Origin of the sequence: Methylorubrum extorquens (assembly GCF_024169925.1) — a bacterium.
Lineage (GTDB): Bacteria > Pseudomonadota > Alphaproteobacteria > Rhizobiales > Beijerinckiaceae > Methylobacterium > Methylobacterium extorquens_A.
The window spans coordinates 1560698-1578954 of sequence record NZ_JALJXF010000001.1 but is presented as its reverse complement, the minus strand read 5'-3'; the positions used below and the strand labels follow the sequence as shown (position 1 = coordinate 1578954).

Annotated in this window: 16 protein-coding genes; 12 read left to right on the top strand and 4 right to left on the bottom strand. The window is 67.3% G+C overall.

Features of this window, described 5'->3' with window-relative positions:
• The first annotated feature begins 147 nt into the window (after nt 1–147).
• On the top strand, nt 148–1692 hold the full coding sequence (locus J2W78_RS07515) for a hypothetical protein (RefSeq protein WP_253369382.1): 1545 nt from the start codon (nt 148–150) through the stop codon (nt 1690–1692).
• A 375-nt stretch (nt 1693–2067) separates the two neighbouring features.
• Here J2W78_RS07515 and J2W78_RS07510 read toward each other — a convergent pair whose 3' ends face one another.
• Nucleotides 2068–2325, bottom strand: coding sequence for a helix-turn-helix domain-containing protein (locus J2W78_RS07510; protein WP_253369380.1), 258 nt, complete (start codon nt 2323–2325; stop codon nt 2068–2070).
• Nucleotides 2326–2431: 106 nt separating this feature from the next.
• On the opposite strand from J2W78_RS07510, the gene J2W78_RS07505 reads away from it, so the two are divergent.
• The 11 genes from J2W78_RS07505 (at nt 2432) to J2W78_RS07455 (ending at nt 14002) form a co-directional block, all read left to right on the top strand.
• Nucleotides 2432–3682: an MBL fold metallo-hydrolase gene (locus J2W78_RS07505; RefSeq protein WP_253369378.1), complete on the top strand. Its 1251-nt coding sequence runs from the start codon at nt 2432–2434 to the stop codon at nt 3680–3682.
• Nucleotides 3679–4758: a hypothetical protein gene (locus J2W78_RS07500; RefSeq protein WP_253369376.1), complete on the top strand. Its 1080-nt coding sequence runs from the start codon at nt 3679–3681 to the stop codon at nt 4756–4758. Before J2W78_RS07505 ends, J2W78_RS07500 begins: the two co-directional genes overlap by 4 nt.
• A gap of 114 nt (nt 4759–4872) precedes the next feature.
• Nucleotides 4873–5334, top strand: a complete 462-nt coding sequence (locus J2W78_RS07495) for a hypothetical protein (RefSeq protein WP_253369374.1) — start codon at nt 4873–4875, stop codon at nt 5332–5334.
• A 78-nt stretch (nt 5335–5412) separates the two neighbouring features.
• Complete coding sequence (locus J2W78_RS07490; protein ID WP_253369372.1) at nt 5413–5898, top strand: hypothetical protein; 486 nt, start codon at nt 5413–5415, stop codon at nt 5896–5898.
• A 14-nt stretch (nt 5899–5912) separates the two neighbouring features.
• A complete protein-coding gene (locus J2W78_RS07485) occupies nt 5913–6365 on the top strand; it encodes a hypothetical protein (protein WP_253369370.1) in 453 nt (150 codons plus the stop codon).
• Between the two features lie 17 nt (nt 6366–6382).
• Nucleotides 6383–7087, top strand: a complete 705-nt coding sequence (locus tag J2W78_RS07480) for a hypothetical protein (RefSeq protein WP_253369369.1) — start codon at nt 6383–6385, stop codon at nt 7085–7087.
• A 1103-nt stretch (nt 7088–8190) separates the two neighbouring features.
• Complete coding sequence (locus tag J2W78_RS07475; protein WP_253369367.1) at nt 8191–9399, top strand: PGN_0703 family putative restriction endonuclease; 1209 nt, start codon at nt 8191–8193, stop codon at nt 9397–9399.
• Between the two features lie 447 nt (nt 9400–9846).
• Nucleotides 9847–10926, top strand: coding sequence for an IS630 family transposase (locus tag J2W78_RS07470; protein ID WP_253368020.1), 1080 nt, complete (start codon nt 9847–9849; stop codon nt 10924–10926).
• 935 nt (nt 10927–11861) lie between these two features.
• Nucleotides 11862–12410, top strand: a complete 549-nt coding sequence (locus J2W78_RS07465) for a hypothetical protein (protein WP_253369365.1) — start codon at nt 11862–11864, stop codon at nt 12408–12410.
• Between the two features lie 668 nt (nt 12411–13078).
• Nucleotides 13079–13309 carry a hypothetical protein gene (locus J2W78_RS07460; RefSeq protein WP_253369363.1) on the top strand — a complete coding sequence of 77 codons (231 nt, stop codon included), beginning with the start codon at nt 13079–13081 and terminating at the stop codon, nt 13307–13309.
• 396 nt (nt 13310–13705) lie between these two features.
• The gene (locus J2W78_RS07455) at nt 13706–14002 is read left to right on the top strand and encodes a hypothetical protein (RefSeq protein ID WP_253369361.1); all 297 of its coding nucleotides are present in this window, start codon (nt 13706–13708) and stop codon (nt 14000–14002) included.
• 112 nt (nt 14003–14114) lie between these two features.
• Here J2W78_RS07455 and J2W78_RS07450 read toward each other — a convergent pair whose 3' ends face one another.
• From J2W78_RS07450 to J2W78_RS07435, 3 genes are all read right to left on the bottom strand, one after another.
• Nucleotides 14115–16448 (bottom strand): DUF262 domain-containing protein, encoded by a 2334-nt coding sequence (locus J2W78_RS07450; RefSeq protein WP_437178553.1) that lies wholly within the window; start codon nt 16446–16448, stop codon nt 14115–14117.
• A gap of 173 nt (nt 16449–16621) precedes the next feature.
• Nucleotides 16622–17890, bottom strand: a complete 1269-nt coding sequence (locus J2W78_RS07440) for a hypothetical protein (protein ID WP_253369356.1) — start codon at nt 17888–17890, stop codon at nt 16622–16624.
• Nucleotides 17887–18150, bottom strand: coding sequence for a hypothetical protein (locus J2W78_RS07435; RefSeq protein WP_253369354.1), 264 nt, complete (start codon nt 18148–18150; stop codon nt 17887–17889). The genes J2W78_RS07440 and J2W78_RS07435 overlap by 4 nt, the downstream gene beginning before the upstream one ends.
• Nucleotides 18151–18257 lie beyond the last annotated feature (107 nt).

Below are 18257 nucleotides of genomic sequence, written 5' to 3'. Positions count from 1 at the left end.
GACGCTGACCCCGATACCACGCCCGCAGCGCTGCCAGTCGCCGCCCCCGCGTTCGGTCCCACGCTGGCAGGCGCCGCGCCCGCGCACCAACCTGGGCCGCACTTCGTACTCCCACCGACTTCGGATCCCCAGGGGGCCGATTCGTCGATGGATGTCGATGCCAGCTCCACCGCGGTCGATACGCAGGTCGATCAACCGGCATCGGCCCTCTTCGACTGCAGCGGTATGGGCGGCGGAAAAGACTGCGGTCCGTCGGAGGACATGCAGGAGGCTGGAGAACCGGAGGATGGAATCCGCTTTCAAACCTATCACATCGACCTGCTGCAGCTACGTGACGTCACCGCCACAATGCTACCCATGCCCGTCGCAGCGGAACCAGACGGGAAGGACGTGGAAACCAGGGTGCCATGCGAAGTCACCCCGGATGGGTTGCGCTTCGACTTCTGCAACGGTTCGATTCGCTGCCAAGTTCGGGTTCCGTTTGCTGGTGGTACGAACTCAAGCGGGGCTGGTCGGATGCAAATTCCTGCCCAGATCCTGCGGCTAGCAGCACTGCAGGTTGTCAAAAACAAATCGAAGCCGAAGAAGACCTCTACTCGACCTCAATCGTCCAATCGAAGCCTGGCGCCGCGCGCCATCTATCAGAGCGTCCCGGACGAGCCAGCACACTGGACCATGAAGTCGCAGACATCAGACGGCCGGCTGCTCTATGGCGACACTGAGCTTAATTTTTTCGCTCCGACGGACACGGGCATGCCGTGGGAGGATAATCTTGAACTGAGCGATCCAATCCAGATCTTCCCCGATCGAGTCTCAACCGCCCTGCGCGCTGCCAAGCCCGCAGCAGCGACAAGGATCGACGCCTTACCTAAGTTGAGCCAAGTCGCGATCGAAGACCGGATCGCCTGCGCGTCAAACCAACGGATGTATGCCTTCCACAGCGACCCAGCGCTCGCCGGACTGTCCTTCCGTGTCGCCGAGTCAGACATCTCGAAACTCACATCCCTCATGCGCCATCTCGACCCGACCGCGACGACGTTCCGCAGCTCGGGCAGGACGTGTGTGATCCAGGACCCTCGGCTCACTATCTACCTTACGCAACCGTTCGACACCTTTCCCGTAATCAATCCCCGCTCGTCCTTGCAGCCGACCCTGGCGATGCAGTGCGAACACGCGGAACTCTCCCGACTCGTCGACATCGCCCTGCTCACCGCAAGCGCTAACTCGGACGGCCAGCGGCGCCTGCAGCTTAAACTCCGGATCGCCCTCGTTGACGGGCAGATCGCTCTTGGGATGGACGCTGCATGGGCAGCGAATCGCTTCAGGAACGACTGCTGCAGTGTCATGATGGACCCCGAACAGGCCTCCAATCTCCGCGGTCGCCTGAGCCGATCCTCCCACATACTCAATCTGGAGCGCGAACAGGCAGGAGAGGCCTCTGCATGGCACGATCCGGCACCAGCAATCGAGCTCGGCCGTTATGTCGTGTCCGATCTACGAGGTGCCCTACGCTCCCTACGCAGCGGCCTCCTGTGTCTCGAGTTCCTTGAAGACAAGGCCCTCCTCGTATCGGAGGCCATGGCGGAGCACCGGACGGACTACGTCCTGGCGTCAGGGACGCAAGACGATACGCACGGTCTGCCGCCGCGCCGATCCAAACGTTGGGACGCTCCGTTGCAGCCCCGCACCTGATCGCGGTTCTGCACCTAATCGCGGTTCTGCACCGGCGGGACGACGCAGCTACAGAGGCGTCGGCGTCACGCCGGTGCCAGTAGAATCGGTCCGAAAGTGACCCCCAGACCCCGTATACGTCCTTCGCGTGTATTACGGGTCTCTGAACCTAATGCACGGCCAGGGATCCTTTTATGCACGTCCGTCATCAGATGGGCAGACCAGGGTGCCTTGATATATATCTGAATTTATTGATGTATTTATCCTCTGGCCGCGCCGGCAGCGGCCAGTAAACCTCGTTTTGGGTACGCGTCAGGCAAGACAACATACCGCCAGCGGGGAAGCCCCAAGCGGCCACATCGCCTCTGCAATGTCCGCGCATGTACTGATCACCCATCAGCGACGACGGCCGGCGCGCAGCGGCAGGGGCGGCGTTGCGCCCTCAGCCGGTGCAACGAACAGCTCCCCCAGCGGTACGGCAAGCGCCTCGGCGACCTTGTCGAGCAGATCAACCGTCGGGTTCTCTGCCTGTCGCTCAAGCCCGCCGAGATACGCCCGATCCACGCCGGCGTCCGCCGCTAGCCGCTCCTGACTCAAGCCCTGCGCCACACGCACCCGGCGTAGGTTCCACGCCACCAATGCCCGACCCTTCATAGGCCAGGATCAGCGGCCAGCGCGGGCTATCTAACCACTGGCTATAGCCACACATTAAATCTAAGCTCGTGACGCGGCTGGAGACCGTAAGGGGCACAGGGGCACGATGCAGGTGCGCATCCACCGCGGCACGCGCGAGATTGGTGGCACCTGCGTCGAGCTGGAGCACGATGGGGCCCGGCTGCTGCTCGATCTCGGCCTGCCGCTGGACGGAGATCCTGCCGACACGAGCCGCCACCCGACGATTGACGGACTCGCCGGCGGTGGTGATCTCCTCGCGGTCGTTCTCAGCCACGGCCACCGCGACCACGTCGGACTAAGTCACCTCGCCGGGCCGGACCTGCCCGTGGCGATGGGCGACGCGACCTTGCGCATCCTCCGAGCCGCCGCCGCCTTCGTCCCGGACAGCTATGTCCCCACGAACACCGTCACCTTCACCGACGGGCAGGCGCTCAGCTTTGGCCCGTTCACCGTCACGCCGATCCTAGTCGACCACTCGGCCTACGACGCCTACGCCCTACTGGTGGAGGCCGGCGGGCAGCGGCTGCTGTACTCCGGCGACCTTCGCGCACACGGGCGCAAGGGCGCGCTGTTCGAGCGCCTCGTGCGCGACCCGCCCCTCGAGATCGACACGCTGCTGCTGGAGGGATCGAGCCTCGGCCGCCTCGACGACGACTGCATCTTCCCGACCGAGGCGGACATCGAGGACCGCTTCGTCAGCCTGTTCGCCGACACCGAAGGCCTGGCGCTGGTGGCGGTCTCGGCTCAAAACATCGACCGCGTCGTCTCCCTCTACCGCGCATGCAAGCGCACCGGCCGCACTTTGGTGCTCGACCTCTACGCCGCCGAGGTGGTGGCCGCGACTGGCAACCCGCGCATCCCACAATCCGACTGGTCGGGCGTCAGTGTCTTCGTGCCCCAGCACCAGCGCGTGCGGATCAAGCGCACGGGCCGCTTCGACCTGATCGAGCGGCATGGAGCCAACCGCATCTACGGCGAACAACTCGCGGCAATCGCGCCCCGCGCCGCCCTGCTGTTCCGCCACTCGCTGCTGCCCGACCTCGACCGAGCCGACTGTCTCACCGGCGCACGGGCAATCTGGTCGCAGTGGGCCGGCTACCTCGGCCAGCCCCGAGGCCAAGCTCTCGTCACCGATCTGGCTACCCGCGCCATTCCGCTCAGCCACGCCCACACCTCGGGCCACGCCAGCATCCCGGACCTTAAGCGCCTGGCAGGGGCGATCGCGCCGCGCCAGCTCGTTCCGGTCCACACCTTCGAACCCGAGCGCTTCCCGGCGCTGTTCGGGTCACGCGTCACGATCAGAGAGGACGGACAATGGTGGGAGACGGCGGCATGAGTAGCGTGGAGAACGCCCCCGGAAGCGGTACGGCTGTCGTTTCGTACCGAAGCCTGGGCGAGCCCTTCCTCGCCGCCCTCGAAGCTCTGGCGGACGCGCCGAACGGAGCGTGGTGGGCTGATGTGCTCGCCGACCCGGACCTGCTGCTGGCGGTCCGGAACCGGTCGCTCAACGTCTACTACCGCGGCGCCTCACTCTTCCGGATCACCCCAGCGAGCGAGGGCGTCGCGGCCGAGACGCACGTGAAGTACCTTGTGCGCCAGCGCCAGGCCATGACCCGCCTTGCCGCGGATGGCGGCTTCGGTCTCGATCCGGCTGCAGCGGTCTGGACCCGCTACGAAGGCCCCGCGACGCTGGCAGAAATGAAGCGGGCCGCGACGCCGCTCGCCGGTCTGGAGAAGACCGGGGTGCACACGCTTGCGCAGGCCAGCCCGAACGTCGTCGATGTCGAGGTTTCACTGACCGGGGCACCACTCGACACAGCGGCCGAGCCTGACGGAGCTCAGGCGGAGGTGGACGCCGCACTTCAATCCCCTGACGCGGACGCGGGTGTGGCCCCAACGCGGCAGGATCGGCTCGACGTAGCGAGCCTGGAGGAGCGGGGCGTGGCCGGTGAGGCATGGCTCGTCTTTCACGAGGCCAAGCTCGCGACAAACCCTGCGCTGCGCTCCAGATCGATCCCAGCCATCGTCGGGCAGGTTGAGCGCTACCGTGCCACGCTGAAGCACGAGGCCGACCGCCTCGCTACGAGTTACCCCGCCTTGTGCCGCGACCTCGTCCGCCTCGACACCCTGCGCCGCACGGTGCGACTGGCCCGCGGCCTCGAAGTAACTGCGCTGCCGCAGCGCGATCCGCTCGTGGTCGAGGTGGCCTCCGGCGCACGCCGGCTGCAGGTCGACTCTGAGCCGCGCCTTGTCTTGTTCGGCTTCGACGCGGACCAGAGGGACGGCGCGGTCGGGACGATCACCGAGAGCCTGAGAAGCCAGCACAACCTGCGAGTCTACGCGGTCGGCCGGCCGGGCAAAGGTACAGCTGCCTTCCGCCGTCCGAAGGATCTGACATCCAGCCCGGTCTGATCAGGGTGCGACCGCCGGCCGCAGCGGGAATCTGCAGCCGGCGGTAAATTCGCGGGGTGGGGAACGGGAATACCTATCCTCGGCTCCGCCGGAGCTTCCGCGAGACCCTTCGTCATGTTCCTCACGGCCCGTCAGCCCACCTCGATCGGCCGCAGGCCACGCGTTCGCAGGCATATGCATGCCGCCACGACTGCCCTGCGTTTCGGCGTACTGGTCGCGCTCGCCGTCACCGCGATGCCGGCTCAGGCCGACTCGCCCTTTGAAGGACGTTACCAAGGCCGCGGCGAGGGACGGCTCGATCTGCAGGTGTTTGAGCTGGGTGACGGCAGCGGCACCCACTTCGTCGTTGCCGAGACGGCGATTCCGAATGAATGCACCGGCGAGCTGCGCGGTCTTGCCAAGCCCGGTGGCGCCGGGGTGCTGATATTGAACCGCAAGGGGAGCGGCTCGGAGGAGATCTGCACTCTGACACTGCGCTTCGGCTCTGACCGTAAGCGCGTGCGGATGGAGGAGCAGGGCTGCGGTGATTTTCACGGGACGTCCTGCGCCTTCGCTGGCGCGCTGACCCGCCGCTGACCCTTCCGATATCGGCCGGGCGCCTCCGCGCCTGGGCCGTCCGGCGTCCCCCTACTCTCTTTTCGACGGATCACCCTCATGATGCGCGCGACGCTGCCGCTCGGCCTGTTGCTGCTGGCCGCCCACCCGGCCCGGGCCAACCCGCCGGTCGACGAGATCAAGTCCGGCGGCTGCCTCGAACTCAAGCTCGACGGAAAGCCCGCCTCCTGCAACCACGACTTCCGCCTCGTCGATGACGGCAAGGGCGAGGTCAACTTCGTCACCGGCTACCGTGCGGCCCAGACCAAGCCGGAGATGGTGATCAACTTCGCGACTGCCCAGACACCCGACATGGAGAATGCCTACGGCTACGTGCTCCGCCTGACGCACGTGACGCTGATGACCGTCGGCGCCCCCGACAAGCAGCGGCACTGGCCGGCCACGGGCCTGTGCTTCATGGTCAAGCCGAACCCCGTGCGGGCGGGGACCACGCCGATCATGCAGGACATCGTGGTGATGTGCTCGGCGGCTCTGGCCGACGCAGGTGCCCCCATGAAGCGAATCGACTGGAAGTTCGTGTTCTGACGGAAGCGAACGCGATGAGCACGAGCACTCACGGCACGGATACCACCCCTCCGGAGCCCGGCAACCCTCTCGGCGAAATGCCCCTACCGAGCGTCGGCATCTTCTGGGGCGTGCCCGACGGCGGACGCACGGTGCTGGTTACCGACCGCACGACCTTGGCGCGGGCGGAACCTTACGGCGACTGCCTTACCCACCCGCGCGGGCACCACGAGGTCTGGGAAGCTTGGCGCCGGCTCGGGGCGACGGCTCTGCGCCGCTGCGGCCTGCCGCCAGCCATCGCGGGTGACGAATACGAGGCGTTCCCACGCGGGCGGGTGGTCTACATGCGTGGGCCGGCGCTGTTCACCCTCTACGCCGACCGGCGCCTGCAGCGGCCGGATACGATCGCCGAGCTCGTTCGCTTGTTCGGCCTCACTGGGAAGCATCACACGGTGCGCTCCGACGCGCACTACCGCACGCTCGCCTGACCCGGAGGACACGCAGCATGGGCGGCAGCTCGGCCGACATCGAGGCGCTGCTGATCGACGTTACCGATCCGGACAACCCGATGCCGGGGATGCTGCCGGCAATCTTTCGCGACATCGTCGGACGGCTTGACGCGGCCGGACTCCCCTACGCCGTGGCCGGCCGCATCGCCCTGACCCTGCACGAGCAAGCCCGCTTCGTCGGCGACATCGAGATCGTCGCCGACCTCGACCCGGATCGGGGCGATCACGCCGCGGAGCTCATGCGGGCGACGCGGGCTCGGTTCGCGGCGTACATGGACCCGCACCAGTGCCGGCGACCGATCGTCCTGACGCTGCGGTCCTGCGCCTGCGCCGCCGAGGCGGGGCTGCTGTCGGAGGCGCGCACCCGCCCGTGGTTCGGCGTGCCGGCGCGGCTGGCGAGCGCGGAGCACCTACTCTGGCTCTGGTGCCACACCGAGGCTCCCGACCATGCTGTGTACGCCAGCGCGCTGATCGCGGGCGGCACGGTCGACCTCCACCGTGTGCAGAGCCTGCTGCGCGAAGCTGACGACGTCGAGGAAAGTGGCCAGCGGCGGCTGCGGCTGGCGATCGGCGACGCGGTCCTGACGACGACGTCCTCGTTCAGCCGGTTCATGGCGGAACGTCGCACCCAGCTCGATACGAACTGGGTGCCAGTCCGGCGATCGCGAGCGGCGGAGGCTGCGGACGGCGACGCCCCCTGAGGACATAACCATCCAGCATGCCGCAATCCCGCATCGCTACGAAGGGTGACCGGATCTACGGCTGCCGCGCGGGATTCACGACCACTACATCACACCGAAAATCACCCCAGCCGGCGGCAGACGAGTAGCCCTGCAGGACTGGTCCCACCGCCCACGCCGGTGGGCACCGGCGCACCCTCGGCAGGGTGGATAAGGGCCGCTTGGCTCCGGCACCCATACCACTGTGCCCACACGGCCTGACGCACGTGAGCTCCACCGAAGACTGACCTCGACACCAACCACCCGACCCGGACCATCGTCGGTTTTCCGTCGATCTCGACGCCGCTAAGTATTTGGAACTTGGCACTTCGCCACGGCCCGGTTCTGCCGACACACGGCCTCGACAGCGACCAACGACCTCCAGCTCGGCCCGACAGGTCGATGCCTCGCTGAACCCTCCTCAATCCCACATCTGCTCCACCACCGTTGGCGAGCCGACGCCAGCGGTTCATCCGCTCACGGCCTCGTCCTGCCGTCGTGAACGGCTGTCCACGCCCGCCCACTCTGGTGCCTGCTGATCCTGGCTGACGCGCAGCCGTCGCCAGGGCCGCCTCCCTCTCCAGGACGGCGTCCCACTCCACCGGCGAGAGCCCGGCTAAATGGTCCGCAATCGGGTAACGGGCGGCCATTCCAACAACTCTGATCGAAGGTCCAGAAGTGACGCATCTCAGAAGGGGCGACGGCGCTTTGACGCACGGCAGCGAGTGCACCCCGGCTGTCGGACCCGCTATCTTCGCGAAAACATCAGCCAGACCAGGGACGAGGCGCACGCAGCCGGCCGGGTGGCGGTGGTGCACTACCTGCGCCTACCACCCCTACGCCGACACCCGCCGGCATGCCTGCCGTACCGCCGCTGACGTGGGCGACGACGGCTGCGACCGCCCCGTGGCGGCCCGGCACCTCGACCGGCGACCGCACCGAAGCACCAGACGGACTACGCTCAGGCGCACCGCTGGCGTGGTAGGGAGCAACACCGCTCCGTCCCCTTCGTCGTTCATCCCGCTGCCCCCTTCCGGGAACCCAGTCCAGCCGCACCACCGCGGCCGTGACCCAGGACCTGCACGATGGACATCACCGCCCCCCTGCCGCCCGCCGCCGACGCCCCTGCCCCCCTCGGGGTTGCCGCCCGCGCCGTCCTCGACCTTTCGGGCCTCGGCATCATCGACCGCGTGCCCCTCATCCCCGAGGCCGCCCGCCGCCGCCACCGCGTCTTCATCCCCGCCGACCACCGCTTCAAGGCCGCCGCCCGCTTCATGCAGGCGCTCTGGCGCGAGGACCGCGGCCTCGCGATCGGCACCCACGTCGACCGCCGTCAACCGCACCGCCCGCGCCGCCTCGGCTCGCGAATCTCGGCCGCGGCTGGCGCACTCGGCAGCAACTTCCTTCATCCGGACATCGTCCCGGTGGTCACCCGGGCCCTGGCGTACCGCGAGCCGGGCGCGGCCTACGACGTCGACCGGCTGAAGACCAACCTGCTGTCCTCGCAGCCCCTGGCCTTCAACCTGTTCGGCCCGCTCGCCCGCGACCCGCAACTGGCCACCCGCTTCGCCGCCGAACTGCTGCCGGGGAAACTGACCTCAGTCACCGACATCCTGTTCGAGCACTCGCCGGGACGCGGCGACCCGCGCTACACCGCCGACCGCACCGCCTACGACGTCGTGCTCCGCGGCCGGGACGCGACTGGCGCCCGCACCATCGTCTGCATCGAAATCAAATACAGCGAAGCCGGCCACGAACCCGCACCGCCGCCACACCCGCGATACACGGAGATCGCCCGCACCACCTCCGGCCTGTTCGTGGACCCGGACGACCCGACCCTGACCGGCTCGGCCTGCCAGCAACTCTACCGCCAGCACTGCCTCGCGAGCGCCATGCTCACGGCCGGTCTCGCGGAAACGGCGACGCTGGCCTTCATCGCCCCCATGCACAACAGCCTCGCGCACGCCGCGGCCACGGCATACACGCGCCAGCTCACGGACCCGCAGGCCGGCCCGATCCCGTTCGTCCCGCTGACTCTGGAGCACGCGTTCGTGGCCATAGCGGCGGCTGGCCTCCCGGATCACGCCCGCGCGCTGCACCGCCGCTACACGGACTGGTGGCTCGTCGACGGTGAACTTGAACTCGCGGCCATGCCCACGCCCGCACCGGTCCCCGCCGCCGCACCGACCGCGCAGTCCACCACCGACACACCAGTAGGTCCGAAGCTGCCAACGCGGCGAAGCCGACCGCACGCAACCAGTCCATTCCCCAAGCAGGTAGCCCGCGCCGCCTGACACCCTCCACTGCGGTTCGCCCGCCCCGCCCTACACTGGCGATCGCACACCACCGCTTCGTCCCCGGCGCAGCCGAACACCGCGCCGGGCCCTCCACGTTGGACCGCGCCGCCGCCTACGCTCGCCGCCTGCGCACGGACCACAAACCACATAGGGACCGCTTCGTTCGGACAGCGAGGCCAGCGTACACCCCGCGCGATCCCGCTACCCAGCATAAATCCTTGATGGCTCCATGCGCTTCGTGAGGAGGTATAATCTATCAGAGCAAGCGTCTGTAGTTTAGATCGACGAACGTCGATCGACAGCACCGCACCGGAGCTCTGCCGCGGACACGACTTACCTCATCTGTACTTCCGCGCCTGCTCATGGCAGGTGCTAGTGGTTCAGCCCTGACGGTTGAGTCCGTCCGGGGTTCCGGTTTGAAGTCCGTCCTGCGAGTCTCGTGGGATGCGCAGTGACATCTCTTTCACGCTCTCCGCCTCGGATCGCCTTCGGCTAGAGGCCCTGGTCGCGGATCGAAACACTCCGCAGAAGCACGTTTGGCGCGCTCGCATCGTGCTGCTGAGCGCCGATGGGATCGGGACGCACGCGATCATGCGTGAGGCGGCCGTGTCCAAGACGGCGGTCTGGCGCTGGCAGGACCGCTTCGCGCAGGAGGGCGTCGAAGGGCTCCTGCGAGACAAGACGCGGCCGGCGCGCATCCCGCCGCTGGGGCCGGAGGTGGCGGCGCGTGTTGTGGCTCTGACGCAGGAAGATCCGCCCGGCGAGACCACGCATTGGACGGCCGCCGCCATGAGCAAGGTCACAGCCATAAGCATTTCGTCGGTGCAGCGGATCTGGCGGAGGCACGGCCTACAGCCACACCGGGTCCGGCAGTTCAAGCTCTCTACCGACCCGGCCTTCGCTGCCAAATTGCGTGACGTCGTCGGGCTCTACGTCGATCCGCCCGCCCATGCCGTCGTGCTTTCGGTCGACGAGAAGAGCCAGATCCAAGCGCTCGCCCGCACGCAGGCCCCGTTGCCGATGAAGCCGGGCCAGCCGACGACGCGCACCCACGACTACAAGCGCCACGGCACGACGACCCTGTTTGCCGCTCTGGACATCCTGGAGGGCAAGGTGATTGGCCGCTGCATGCAGCGCCACCGGCATCAGGAGTTCATCCGTTTCCTCAACGCGGTCGAGGCGGCGGTTCCGGCGGGCAAGATCGTCCACGCGATCCTGGACAACTATGCCGTTCACAAGCACCCGAAGGTCCGCGCCTGGCTCGATCGCCACCCACGCTGGACCTTCCATTTCACCCCGACCTCAGCCTCGTGGCTCAACGCCGTTGAGGGCTTCTTCGCCAAGCTCGCAAAACGCCGCCTGCGACGCGGCGTGTTCGGATCGCTGATCGAGGTACAGGCGGCCATCAAACGCTTCATCGCCGAGAGCAACGGCGACCCCAAGCCCTTCACCTGGACCGCCGACCCGGATCGCATCATCCAGGCCGCAAGGCGCGGGCACCAAGTGTTAGACTCGCACCACTAGTGTCATTGCGCCCTTACCAAAGCCGCCGCTGCAGCACCCGGTGCGGCGTCCCTCCCACGGGGCGCCCCTTGATGCTTTTTCACCACGACGATCATCGCTGGTGCATCGCCGCGCTCACAACAAGCCGCCGCTTCAATGCCGCCCCGCACTATCTCGCGCGGATCCTGCGTCACCCAAGCTTGTTCACGCCGTCGGCGGCAGATCGGCAACGACCACACCCAATCACGATCGACCTCGATCCAGTTCTAGAAGGTCGTGGCGCGGTAACGCTTCATTGCCCACAGAGCGGCATCAGCGAGCGCCACCCCTCCGGACGCGACACCTCTCGATCTGGCGCCTCACGGCCGAGACTGGGGATGACGAGGCCGTCCTTGATGTTCGCGGGGCGCACTCCTTCGCGCCGACCGCTGACCTGAGCCCGCTTCTCCAGCCGGGGCCGACAATCACCACCCGTGTGACCCTGTCCTTCCACTTCGTGCGCGAACCCTGGTGGCCCCGCAACCTGACACGCTGAGCGACATCGCGGACCTCTGGCTCCGACGCCTGGAGGAGCAGGCGTACGCGACGGCACAGCACCGCCAGCCGTGCCGTACGTGACGGCACCACCCGCGCGACTGCATCGCCCTTTTCGCACCGATCCGCGCGCCACCAAGTGTTTGAAACTCGGCGCGTCTGACCATGGACGTTCTGCCGACATGCCGCCTCGGGCGCACCCAGCGAGCTGCAGCTCGCCCCCGCTTGTCCGAGGCCCGAGAGGCACGAAAACTCAGAACGATGCGAGGGTCGACTGAAAATCACCCTGCGTCCGCATGCTCGCGCGAACAGATGCCGAATATATCGGACGAGCAGGCAGAGAGACTACGCAGAAAACGAGTCAGTGTTCTTGCGAATCTCTTTCCTGCGGCAACTCTAGACCTGAAACTCAGGGGTAAGCTGTGACCGACGCACCACCACCACTGCCGCCGTTCAACGACGATGGGTACAAGGCTGCGGAGCCCGCCATCACGTTCACGATCGACCGATTCGTGGTCGCACGCAGGAACGAAATCTATCGTGCCTGGACCGACCCGGAGCTGTTCCAGCGCTGGATCGTGCCCCCCGACCAGGAACTGGTTTCCCTCTCCGCCGAACCCAAAGGCGAGACCGTCTGGAAGACAAAGGGCGGCACGGACGAAGAGCCTATCACGTACGTCCTGGCCCCCCAGACGCTACGCGCTTACAACTTGATGGAGATTCAGTTCTATACATCTGCCGTACCGGGCATGATGAACGAGCACCCGGTTTATCTGCATCTAGACCTCGACAAGCATCAGTGGGAAGGCAAGACGACCTCCACGGGGTTCAAGCTTCGGATCGGCTATCACAGCACGACGCTCTGGCGGTACACGAGCCGGGTTGACCTGCACACCTTCTGGCTTGAGGCCACGGAACGCCTCACGCGACTTGTCGAGGAGAGCAGCATCCTGCGCGAGTCGGCGGACTGACAGCGGCGGCACCACGATAGAAATACAGGCATCCCGGGGGCGGGTGAGCGTCCCCGGGATGCCCACTGCACGCAATAGTCAGCTTGACGCGGATCAATCGTGTTCGCGGCGTTAATATCCAGTCCCGTGCGAATAGCCAATCATGAAGGATGGCTTTCGTCAACGAGTGGCGCCGCACCAAGATCTTGCAGCAGATGCGACTTGCCAGACCGCACTCTTTCCTCTGTTCATGACGGGTGCTACTTCGCTTTCAGTCCCTGAGCGCGGCAGAGCTTACCCGCGTGAGCGCATCACCGAAATCGCCCCCTTCCGTCCCCCGCCAAGTGTTTGAAACTCGACACTTCTGACCACGGGCGTCCTGCCGACATACCGCCCCGGATGCATTCCACGAGCTACAGCTCGCTCCCGCCGGTTTGACAGACTACTGTTGCAGCAGTCGCGCGGCCTGCGTTCCTCAGGCCTCAACCCCGAGGCGACGCCTCGTTGGTAAGCGGCTGCGTTCAGATGTTTCTGCCGCCGCGGGCGCATGGGGTAGCCCGGAGTCATGCGTCCAGTTTTGACGTGGGCTTGGTGTTGCTCTCTCACACGGTTCGAGGGGCTTCGATGACCCGCCACGATCTGCTTCAGCTGCGCCTGTACGCCCACCCCCTTCTACGGCCGGAGCGCTCGTGGCGGGCCAGGGCGACCGGACCAGGCGCGCCCCCTTCCGTCGTTTCCTCGAGGCCGAGCCGCCGGCCAGGCTCGACCGGCTCGATCTGCTGACGGCGGGGGATTTCGCGGTGGTGGTGCGCAAGGCGGAGGTGCTGGGGGAGCGCGAGCCTGAGATACTCCTCCAGCTCCTTGCTGCGGAGGTTGCGGTCAAGCCTGGAACTGGGTGCGGCCCGATCAGCTTTTCATAGTGAAGGGAATGATCAGGATGAATGTCGCGCGCGCACGAGAGTTTGTTCTCCGAAACAAGCGTAGGACTATCCAGGCTGAAGTTGATCGCGTCTGTAGGATGTACTGGGAAGCCCCAGACGATATCGGCGGAAAAGCTCTGTCGGATGAAATCAAATCGGGTCTTGAGACAGCTTTCGCGATGACGATCCACTTGGACGCCGAGGAGTTCGAGGAACAGCTTTGCGGTGCGGTCCCCCCTCGGGCTTCGAGACCGTCGGAACGCTGATCGCGAAGAAGTTGCTGGATCGCGCTCCTCCTTCGACGAAGCCTGCGTGGGCGGAGCCCCGGGGCCGCGGGTTCGGGTGCCTCGATCTTGAACAGGAGCGCGAGCGGGCTGCCAGGGAGCACGGCGGGCCATGAGCGAGAGCGACGGGCAAGTAGGGCTGAGTCCGCTCGACGTGAGCGAGAACGCCGATCTCTGGAGAACCGCCGCCGCCATCATGGCTTTCGACATCGACGGCGGCGGCGCGCTCGCCTTCCGACATGCATCCGGTCAGGTCGGCACACTGTCAGCCGAGGACAACCTGAACGGTCGGATGCGTCTTGTGGACGAGCGGTCCGGTGAGATCAGCACCTACGACAGCGTCAATGCTCTCATACGGGACGGCTGGTCACTCTGCGAGAACGCCGACGCGCCGCCGTACGGACGATGACGCGGCGTGAGGAAGGACACTTTCCCCCCGCCGCGCGGCATGATCACCGCTGTGACCTCGAGCGCTTGCCATGGGCCGCGCCAGGATTTCGCCGATAGCCGACGTCCGTGCGTCAGGCTTCGTGTTCGCAAGCGGCGTTTTGCTCTACTTCGTCCTCTTGCAGCCAGGTGGCGAACTCGAGATCCTCGAAGTACCGGCGATACAGCTCAGCGGACCGCCGCTCGACGGCGCTTTGGAACGCGGCGAGACGTGCCTCGTCCCATCGGTCATCGGGCGTCGACGCGGCGAGCCACAGCGCGTACTCAGCCGGATCCAGCGCCATCGCCGCCATGGCGGCCGCAGCCTCCGCCGTGAGTTGGGAGGCGGAGAGGCCCGGCACCTTGGCGGGCAGCGGGGTGTCGCCATCGCCCCGGTTCACCGAGGCGTCGACGATCCGCAGGTTGCCGATGCCGTTGCCGAGGAGGCTGCGCCATCCCCACATCGCCCTCGCGATGCCCGCCGAGGCCTCAATCCGGCCGCTCAGCCCGGCCCAGTGCGCGCCCCAATCGGCCTGAGGGCACAGGTGGTCGAGATCGTAGGGGAGATCGTCGTCTCTGTCCGAGAGCGGATCGTAGTGCGGGAACGCGGACGCCACGTAGTCGCGTTGCAGCCACGGCAGCAGCTTACGTGCGGACCACCACCAGGCTGAGGCGAGCGCCTCGTAGCCGACGGGCGCCTCATCGCGTGCGAAGCGCTCCTGCGCCGAGCGCCAGGCCGGTACCGGCGGGTCCGCGACGAGAAAGCGTGTCATCACGTCAGTGGGGAGCAGGCGGTTCGCGCAGCGCTCCCCGTTGACGTCGCCGACGCACAGCCGGTAGAGATTCCGGCCGGGAAACGCGCAGATCTGCTGGTGCTCCTGCAGCACCTTGAGCGACCAAGCGGCTGCTCGCCCGTCGTTGTAGACGCACAGGCGCCAGAACAGTGCGAAGCGGAGCAACTCCGCGCGCGCCGCGCCGAGATCCGCGACGGTCCACCCGGCGCGCAGCCCGCGCACCACCCAGAACAGGACGACCTGCCACAGCTCCGTCGGCAATTCGACGAGGGCGGCCCGCGGCAGGCCGTTCGGATTCGATCCGGCGGCGGCCGCGTCGGAGGCAGGCGCGTATTCGAGCAGCGTGCACGCCACGCGGAACGCCCGGGTCAGAAGCGCCGAGTCGGCCGACCGCGCCGCCTCGCCGTCCGTCGGGATCAGCTGCGACAGCGCATCCCGAAACGGCGCCGTCTGTGGAGCCCGTTCGCTCATCGTGCGGGCGAACCCGGCGACGTCCGGCAGGCCGGTCGCGCCAGCGGAACTCAGCGCGTTCGCGATGCGCAGGGCCGTGACGACGATCTTCGTCGGGGCCATGACCCGTCCGACCGCCGTGTGGATCTCGAGCACCGCGTTGTGCACGCGCGGATCGTAGTGCTTGAGGATGGAGAACAGCCGCTCGTCGTTCGTCAGCGGCGTCCCGCCGGCTCCGATCCGATCGAAGAGCATCAGCAGGCTCTCGTGGGCGGCCTCCCCGCCGCCGGCGAAGCGGCGCGGATCGATCTGCATCAGCGCGACTTCACCGTCCGCGACGCGCGCGAACGCGGTGGCGAGTTCGGCCAGCACCGGCCGGGTGTCCTCGCCCAGTGCCCGCGCCGCGATGAGCTGCGCGAGCCCGTCCGCGCCCGCGCCGGTCGAGACGTGGGCGGCGCGCCAGGCGGCGAGCAGCTCATCGAGGCGATAGGTGCAGCCGGATGCCTTGTAGGGCCGGGGGAGATCCCGCTGGCCGTCCGGTTCGGCGAGGAGGATATCGAAGATCTCGTGATCGTAGGCGGCGCGGGTCTCGCCGGCCCCGCCGCGCGCGACCGTGAGAGCGGCGACTCCATCGAACTCGGCTCTCGCCTTCGCCCGATCCGAACGCGAGAGCTTCTGCCCGGACGACGGATCGTACCCGAACGGCTGGCTCGCCGAGGTCAGATGGAGCCTGTGCTTGGCCCCCTGCGCCAGGTCCACCCAGAGGCAGCGGTGGTCGAGGTCGGGGCCGCAGACGCCGAGCAGCATGGCCCGCGTCCGCTGCTGCCCGTCGAACAGGTCGAAGCCCGCCCGCGCGATCGACGCGATCCGGCCGTCGCTGCCGAAGTCCCGGCCGTGCGCGACGCCGTCCGCGCCGCGGGCCATCAGGAAGAAGCTGCCGATCGGCAAGCCGCGCAACAGCGAATCCCAGAGGTCGACCACCTGTTTGGGGCGCCAGACCGCGCTGCGCTGGACCGGCGGCAGGGCGAGGAGGCCGAAGCGTTGAAGGGACTCGTGGGGTCCTTCATCCGCCGCACCGCCGCCGGGATTAGCGCGCAGGACGTCGTTTGAGCTGCGCGCCCAATCGAGAAATGTGATGAGGTTCAGGCCTTGTACGGAGGTCCCGTCGAACAAGCGATCAGTCATGTCATCCTTGCTGGTCTATCCGGGGTGACATCGTAACCCGTTCGCCCCGGGCAGTGCACATGATCGACCCACCACACGACAGAACCGGACGTAGCCCGAAGGGGCGGGCGCAACCCCGTGAACCGGTCTTGGGGTCACGCCCCCTCGCGGGATGCTTGGCTGATCGCGATGGCTCATGACGGGGAGCCGGGCCATTCGTCGAGCAGGCAGACGTAGGTTACCTCTGAGGATGCCGGGATCTGCTCGCCCGCGTGTGGCACGTGCCACGCACACAGCGTCGGGCCGATCAGGCCCGAGCCGGACACGTACCGGCGGAACAGGAACGGATCGAGCGCGACCTGCAACTCAGCCGTGAATGTAAGCGGATCGCCGGCTTGGCGGATGCATTCCTCGCGCTGACCCAGCGATTTCGCGAAGTTGAGCAGATCGAAGCACGCGCAGGACACCAGGGCGTTCCAAGTCCAGTCCGCGCCCGCGTGGAAACCAGCCCAGTGCGTCCCCGTTGCGGCGTACCGTTGCAGCCGTGCAATCAGCTGATCCGCCGTTGCGGCGTGGTAGCGGATGTGATCGGCATGGTCCGCTTGGGCGATGTCCTCCCGGGCGCACGCCTCGCGTACGAACCGATCGTCCGCGACCGTTAATGTCCCGGCCAGTCGGCGGACGAGAGCACCGGCGGTTGTGAACGGTCCGATACCGAGTTCGCGCAAGCGGGCCTCGGCATTGCGGTTGGGCACATAATACTCCCACGCGTCCTCTCCCGGCACGCGCCGCAGCGGGTATCGGCCCCGCCACGGGAGACCCTCGAGATCCCGCAGGGCGCCGGCCACTTGAGCCACTGTATCCGGCCTGGCGACTGCACTGGCCGGCTCTCCCGACGCTGCGATGGCAGGGCGGGATCGGGCGAGAAGCGCGCCGGGCAGGAGGGCGGCGAAGCCGAGGGCCTCGCGCCGGCTGGTCGGCCGGGCGGGCGCGGACCGGACCGCGGGTGGCTCCATCGCGGGCGCACGATCCGCCGCATCGGTGTGCGACTTCATCAAGCCGATCTCCCAGATCCCCTCGACCCGCTCCAGTGCGAACGTGGAGCAGGGCTTGAAATCCGTGGGCGCGTGGGCCGCGCGGGCCAGGTTTGCTGCGAGTACGTCGTACAGGTGCCGGACCTCGTCCGCGTAGGTCACCCCGCCCCGCTTGCGCTCGGGCGGGATCGCGCACGCGGCGGCCTCAACCTGCTCCTCGAAGACTCGTGCCGCGGCCACACCGATCCGCGCGGGGCACGGATCGGGCCTCCAGGCCCACACCTCGCGCGGGATGTGCGCTGGACAACCCCAGGCGCAGTGGCGGCGCAGGTACGTGAGGTAAAGTTCCTCGACGAAGGCGGAGAAGCTCTGCTGAAGTGGCCCATCCCACGCCCATCGCCCAGCATCCTCGGCCATGGCGCGGCTCACGGGGAACGATCCGGCAGCGATCCCATCGTCGGGTCAACCTCCACCGGCACGGGGGCAGGCCGGTCGAAGGCGACGATCACCAGCGCGGTGCGGTCGGTCATGGCGCATGAGAGGATCCAGTCGCGATCGGCATCCCACCGGATGATGGCGGCTGCGCAGGCGTCGAGCGCGGCGAGATCGATGGCGGCGGCGTTCGGCGCGGCGACGAGCTGGATCATCAGGCGGCCGCCGTCAAAGCCGGCGGCGGTCAGCGTGGCCACAGCCGATCCCGCGCTCTCAGAACCCGTCCGATAAGGGTTGAGTTTGGGGTTGAGTGGCCGGGATGGCGATGCTTCCAGAAGGGTGCTGAAGCCTGACCTGGAAGTGC

What these genes read in the sequence shown, in the direction of transcription:
- J2W78_RS07515 (WP_253369382.1), top strand. Translation starts at nt 148, where the DNA reads ATGGATGTCGATGCCAGCTCCACCGCGGTCGATACGCAGGTCGATCAA.
- J2W78_RS07510 (WP_253369380.1), bottom strand. Translation starts at nt 2,325, where the DNA reads ATGAAGGGTCGGGCATTGGTGGCGTGGAACCTACGCCGGGTGCGTGTG.
- J2W78_RS07505 (WP_253369378.1), top strand. Translation starts at nt 2,432, where the DNA reads ATGCAGGTGCGCATCCACCGCGGCACGCGCGAGATTGGTGGCACCTGC.
- J2W78_RS07500 (WP_253369376.1), top strand. Translation starts at nt 3,679, where the DNA reads ATGAGTAGCGTGGAGAACGCCCCCGGAAGCGGTACGGCTGTCGTTTCG.
- J2W78_RS07495 (WP_253369374.1), top strand. Translation starts at nt 4,873, where the DNA reads ATGTTCCTCACGGCCCGTCAGCCCACCTCGATCGGCCGCAGGCCACGC.
- J2W78_RS07490 (WP_253369372.1), top strand. Translation starts at nt 5,413, where the DNA reads ATGATGCGCGCGACGCTGCCGCTCGGCCTGTTGCTGCTGGCCGCCCAC.
- J2W78_RS07485 (WP_253369370.1), top strand. Translation starts at nt 5,913, where the DNA reads ATGAGCACGAGCACTCACGGCACGGATACCACCCCTCCGGAGCCCGGC.
- J2W78_RS07480 (WP_253369369.1), top strand. Translation starts at nt 6,383, where the DNA reads ATGGGCGGCAGCTCGGCCGACATCGAGGCGCTGCTGATCGACGTTACC.
- J2W78_RS07475 (WP_253369367.1), top strand. Translation starts at nt 8,191, where the DNA reads ATGGACATCACCGCCCCCCTGCCGCCCGCCGCCGACGCCCCTGCCCCC.
- J2W78_RS07470 (WP_253368020.1), top strand. Translation starts at nt 9,847, where the DNA reads ATGCGCAGTGACATCTCTTTCACGCTCTCCGCCTCGGATCGCCTTCGG.
- J2W78_RS07455 (WP_253369361.1), top strand. Translation starts at nt 13,706, where the DNA reads ATGAGCGAGAGCGACGGGCAAGTAGGGCTGAGTCCGCTCGACGTGAGC.
- J2W78_RS07450 (WP_437178553.1), bottom strand. Translation starts at nt 16,448, where the DNA reads ATGACTGATCGCTTGTTCGACGGGACCTCCGTACAAGGCCTGAACCTC.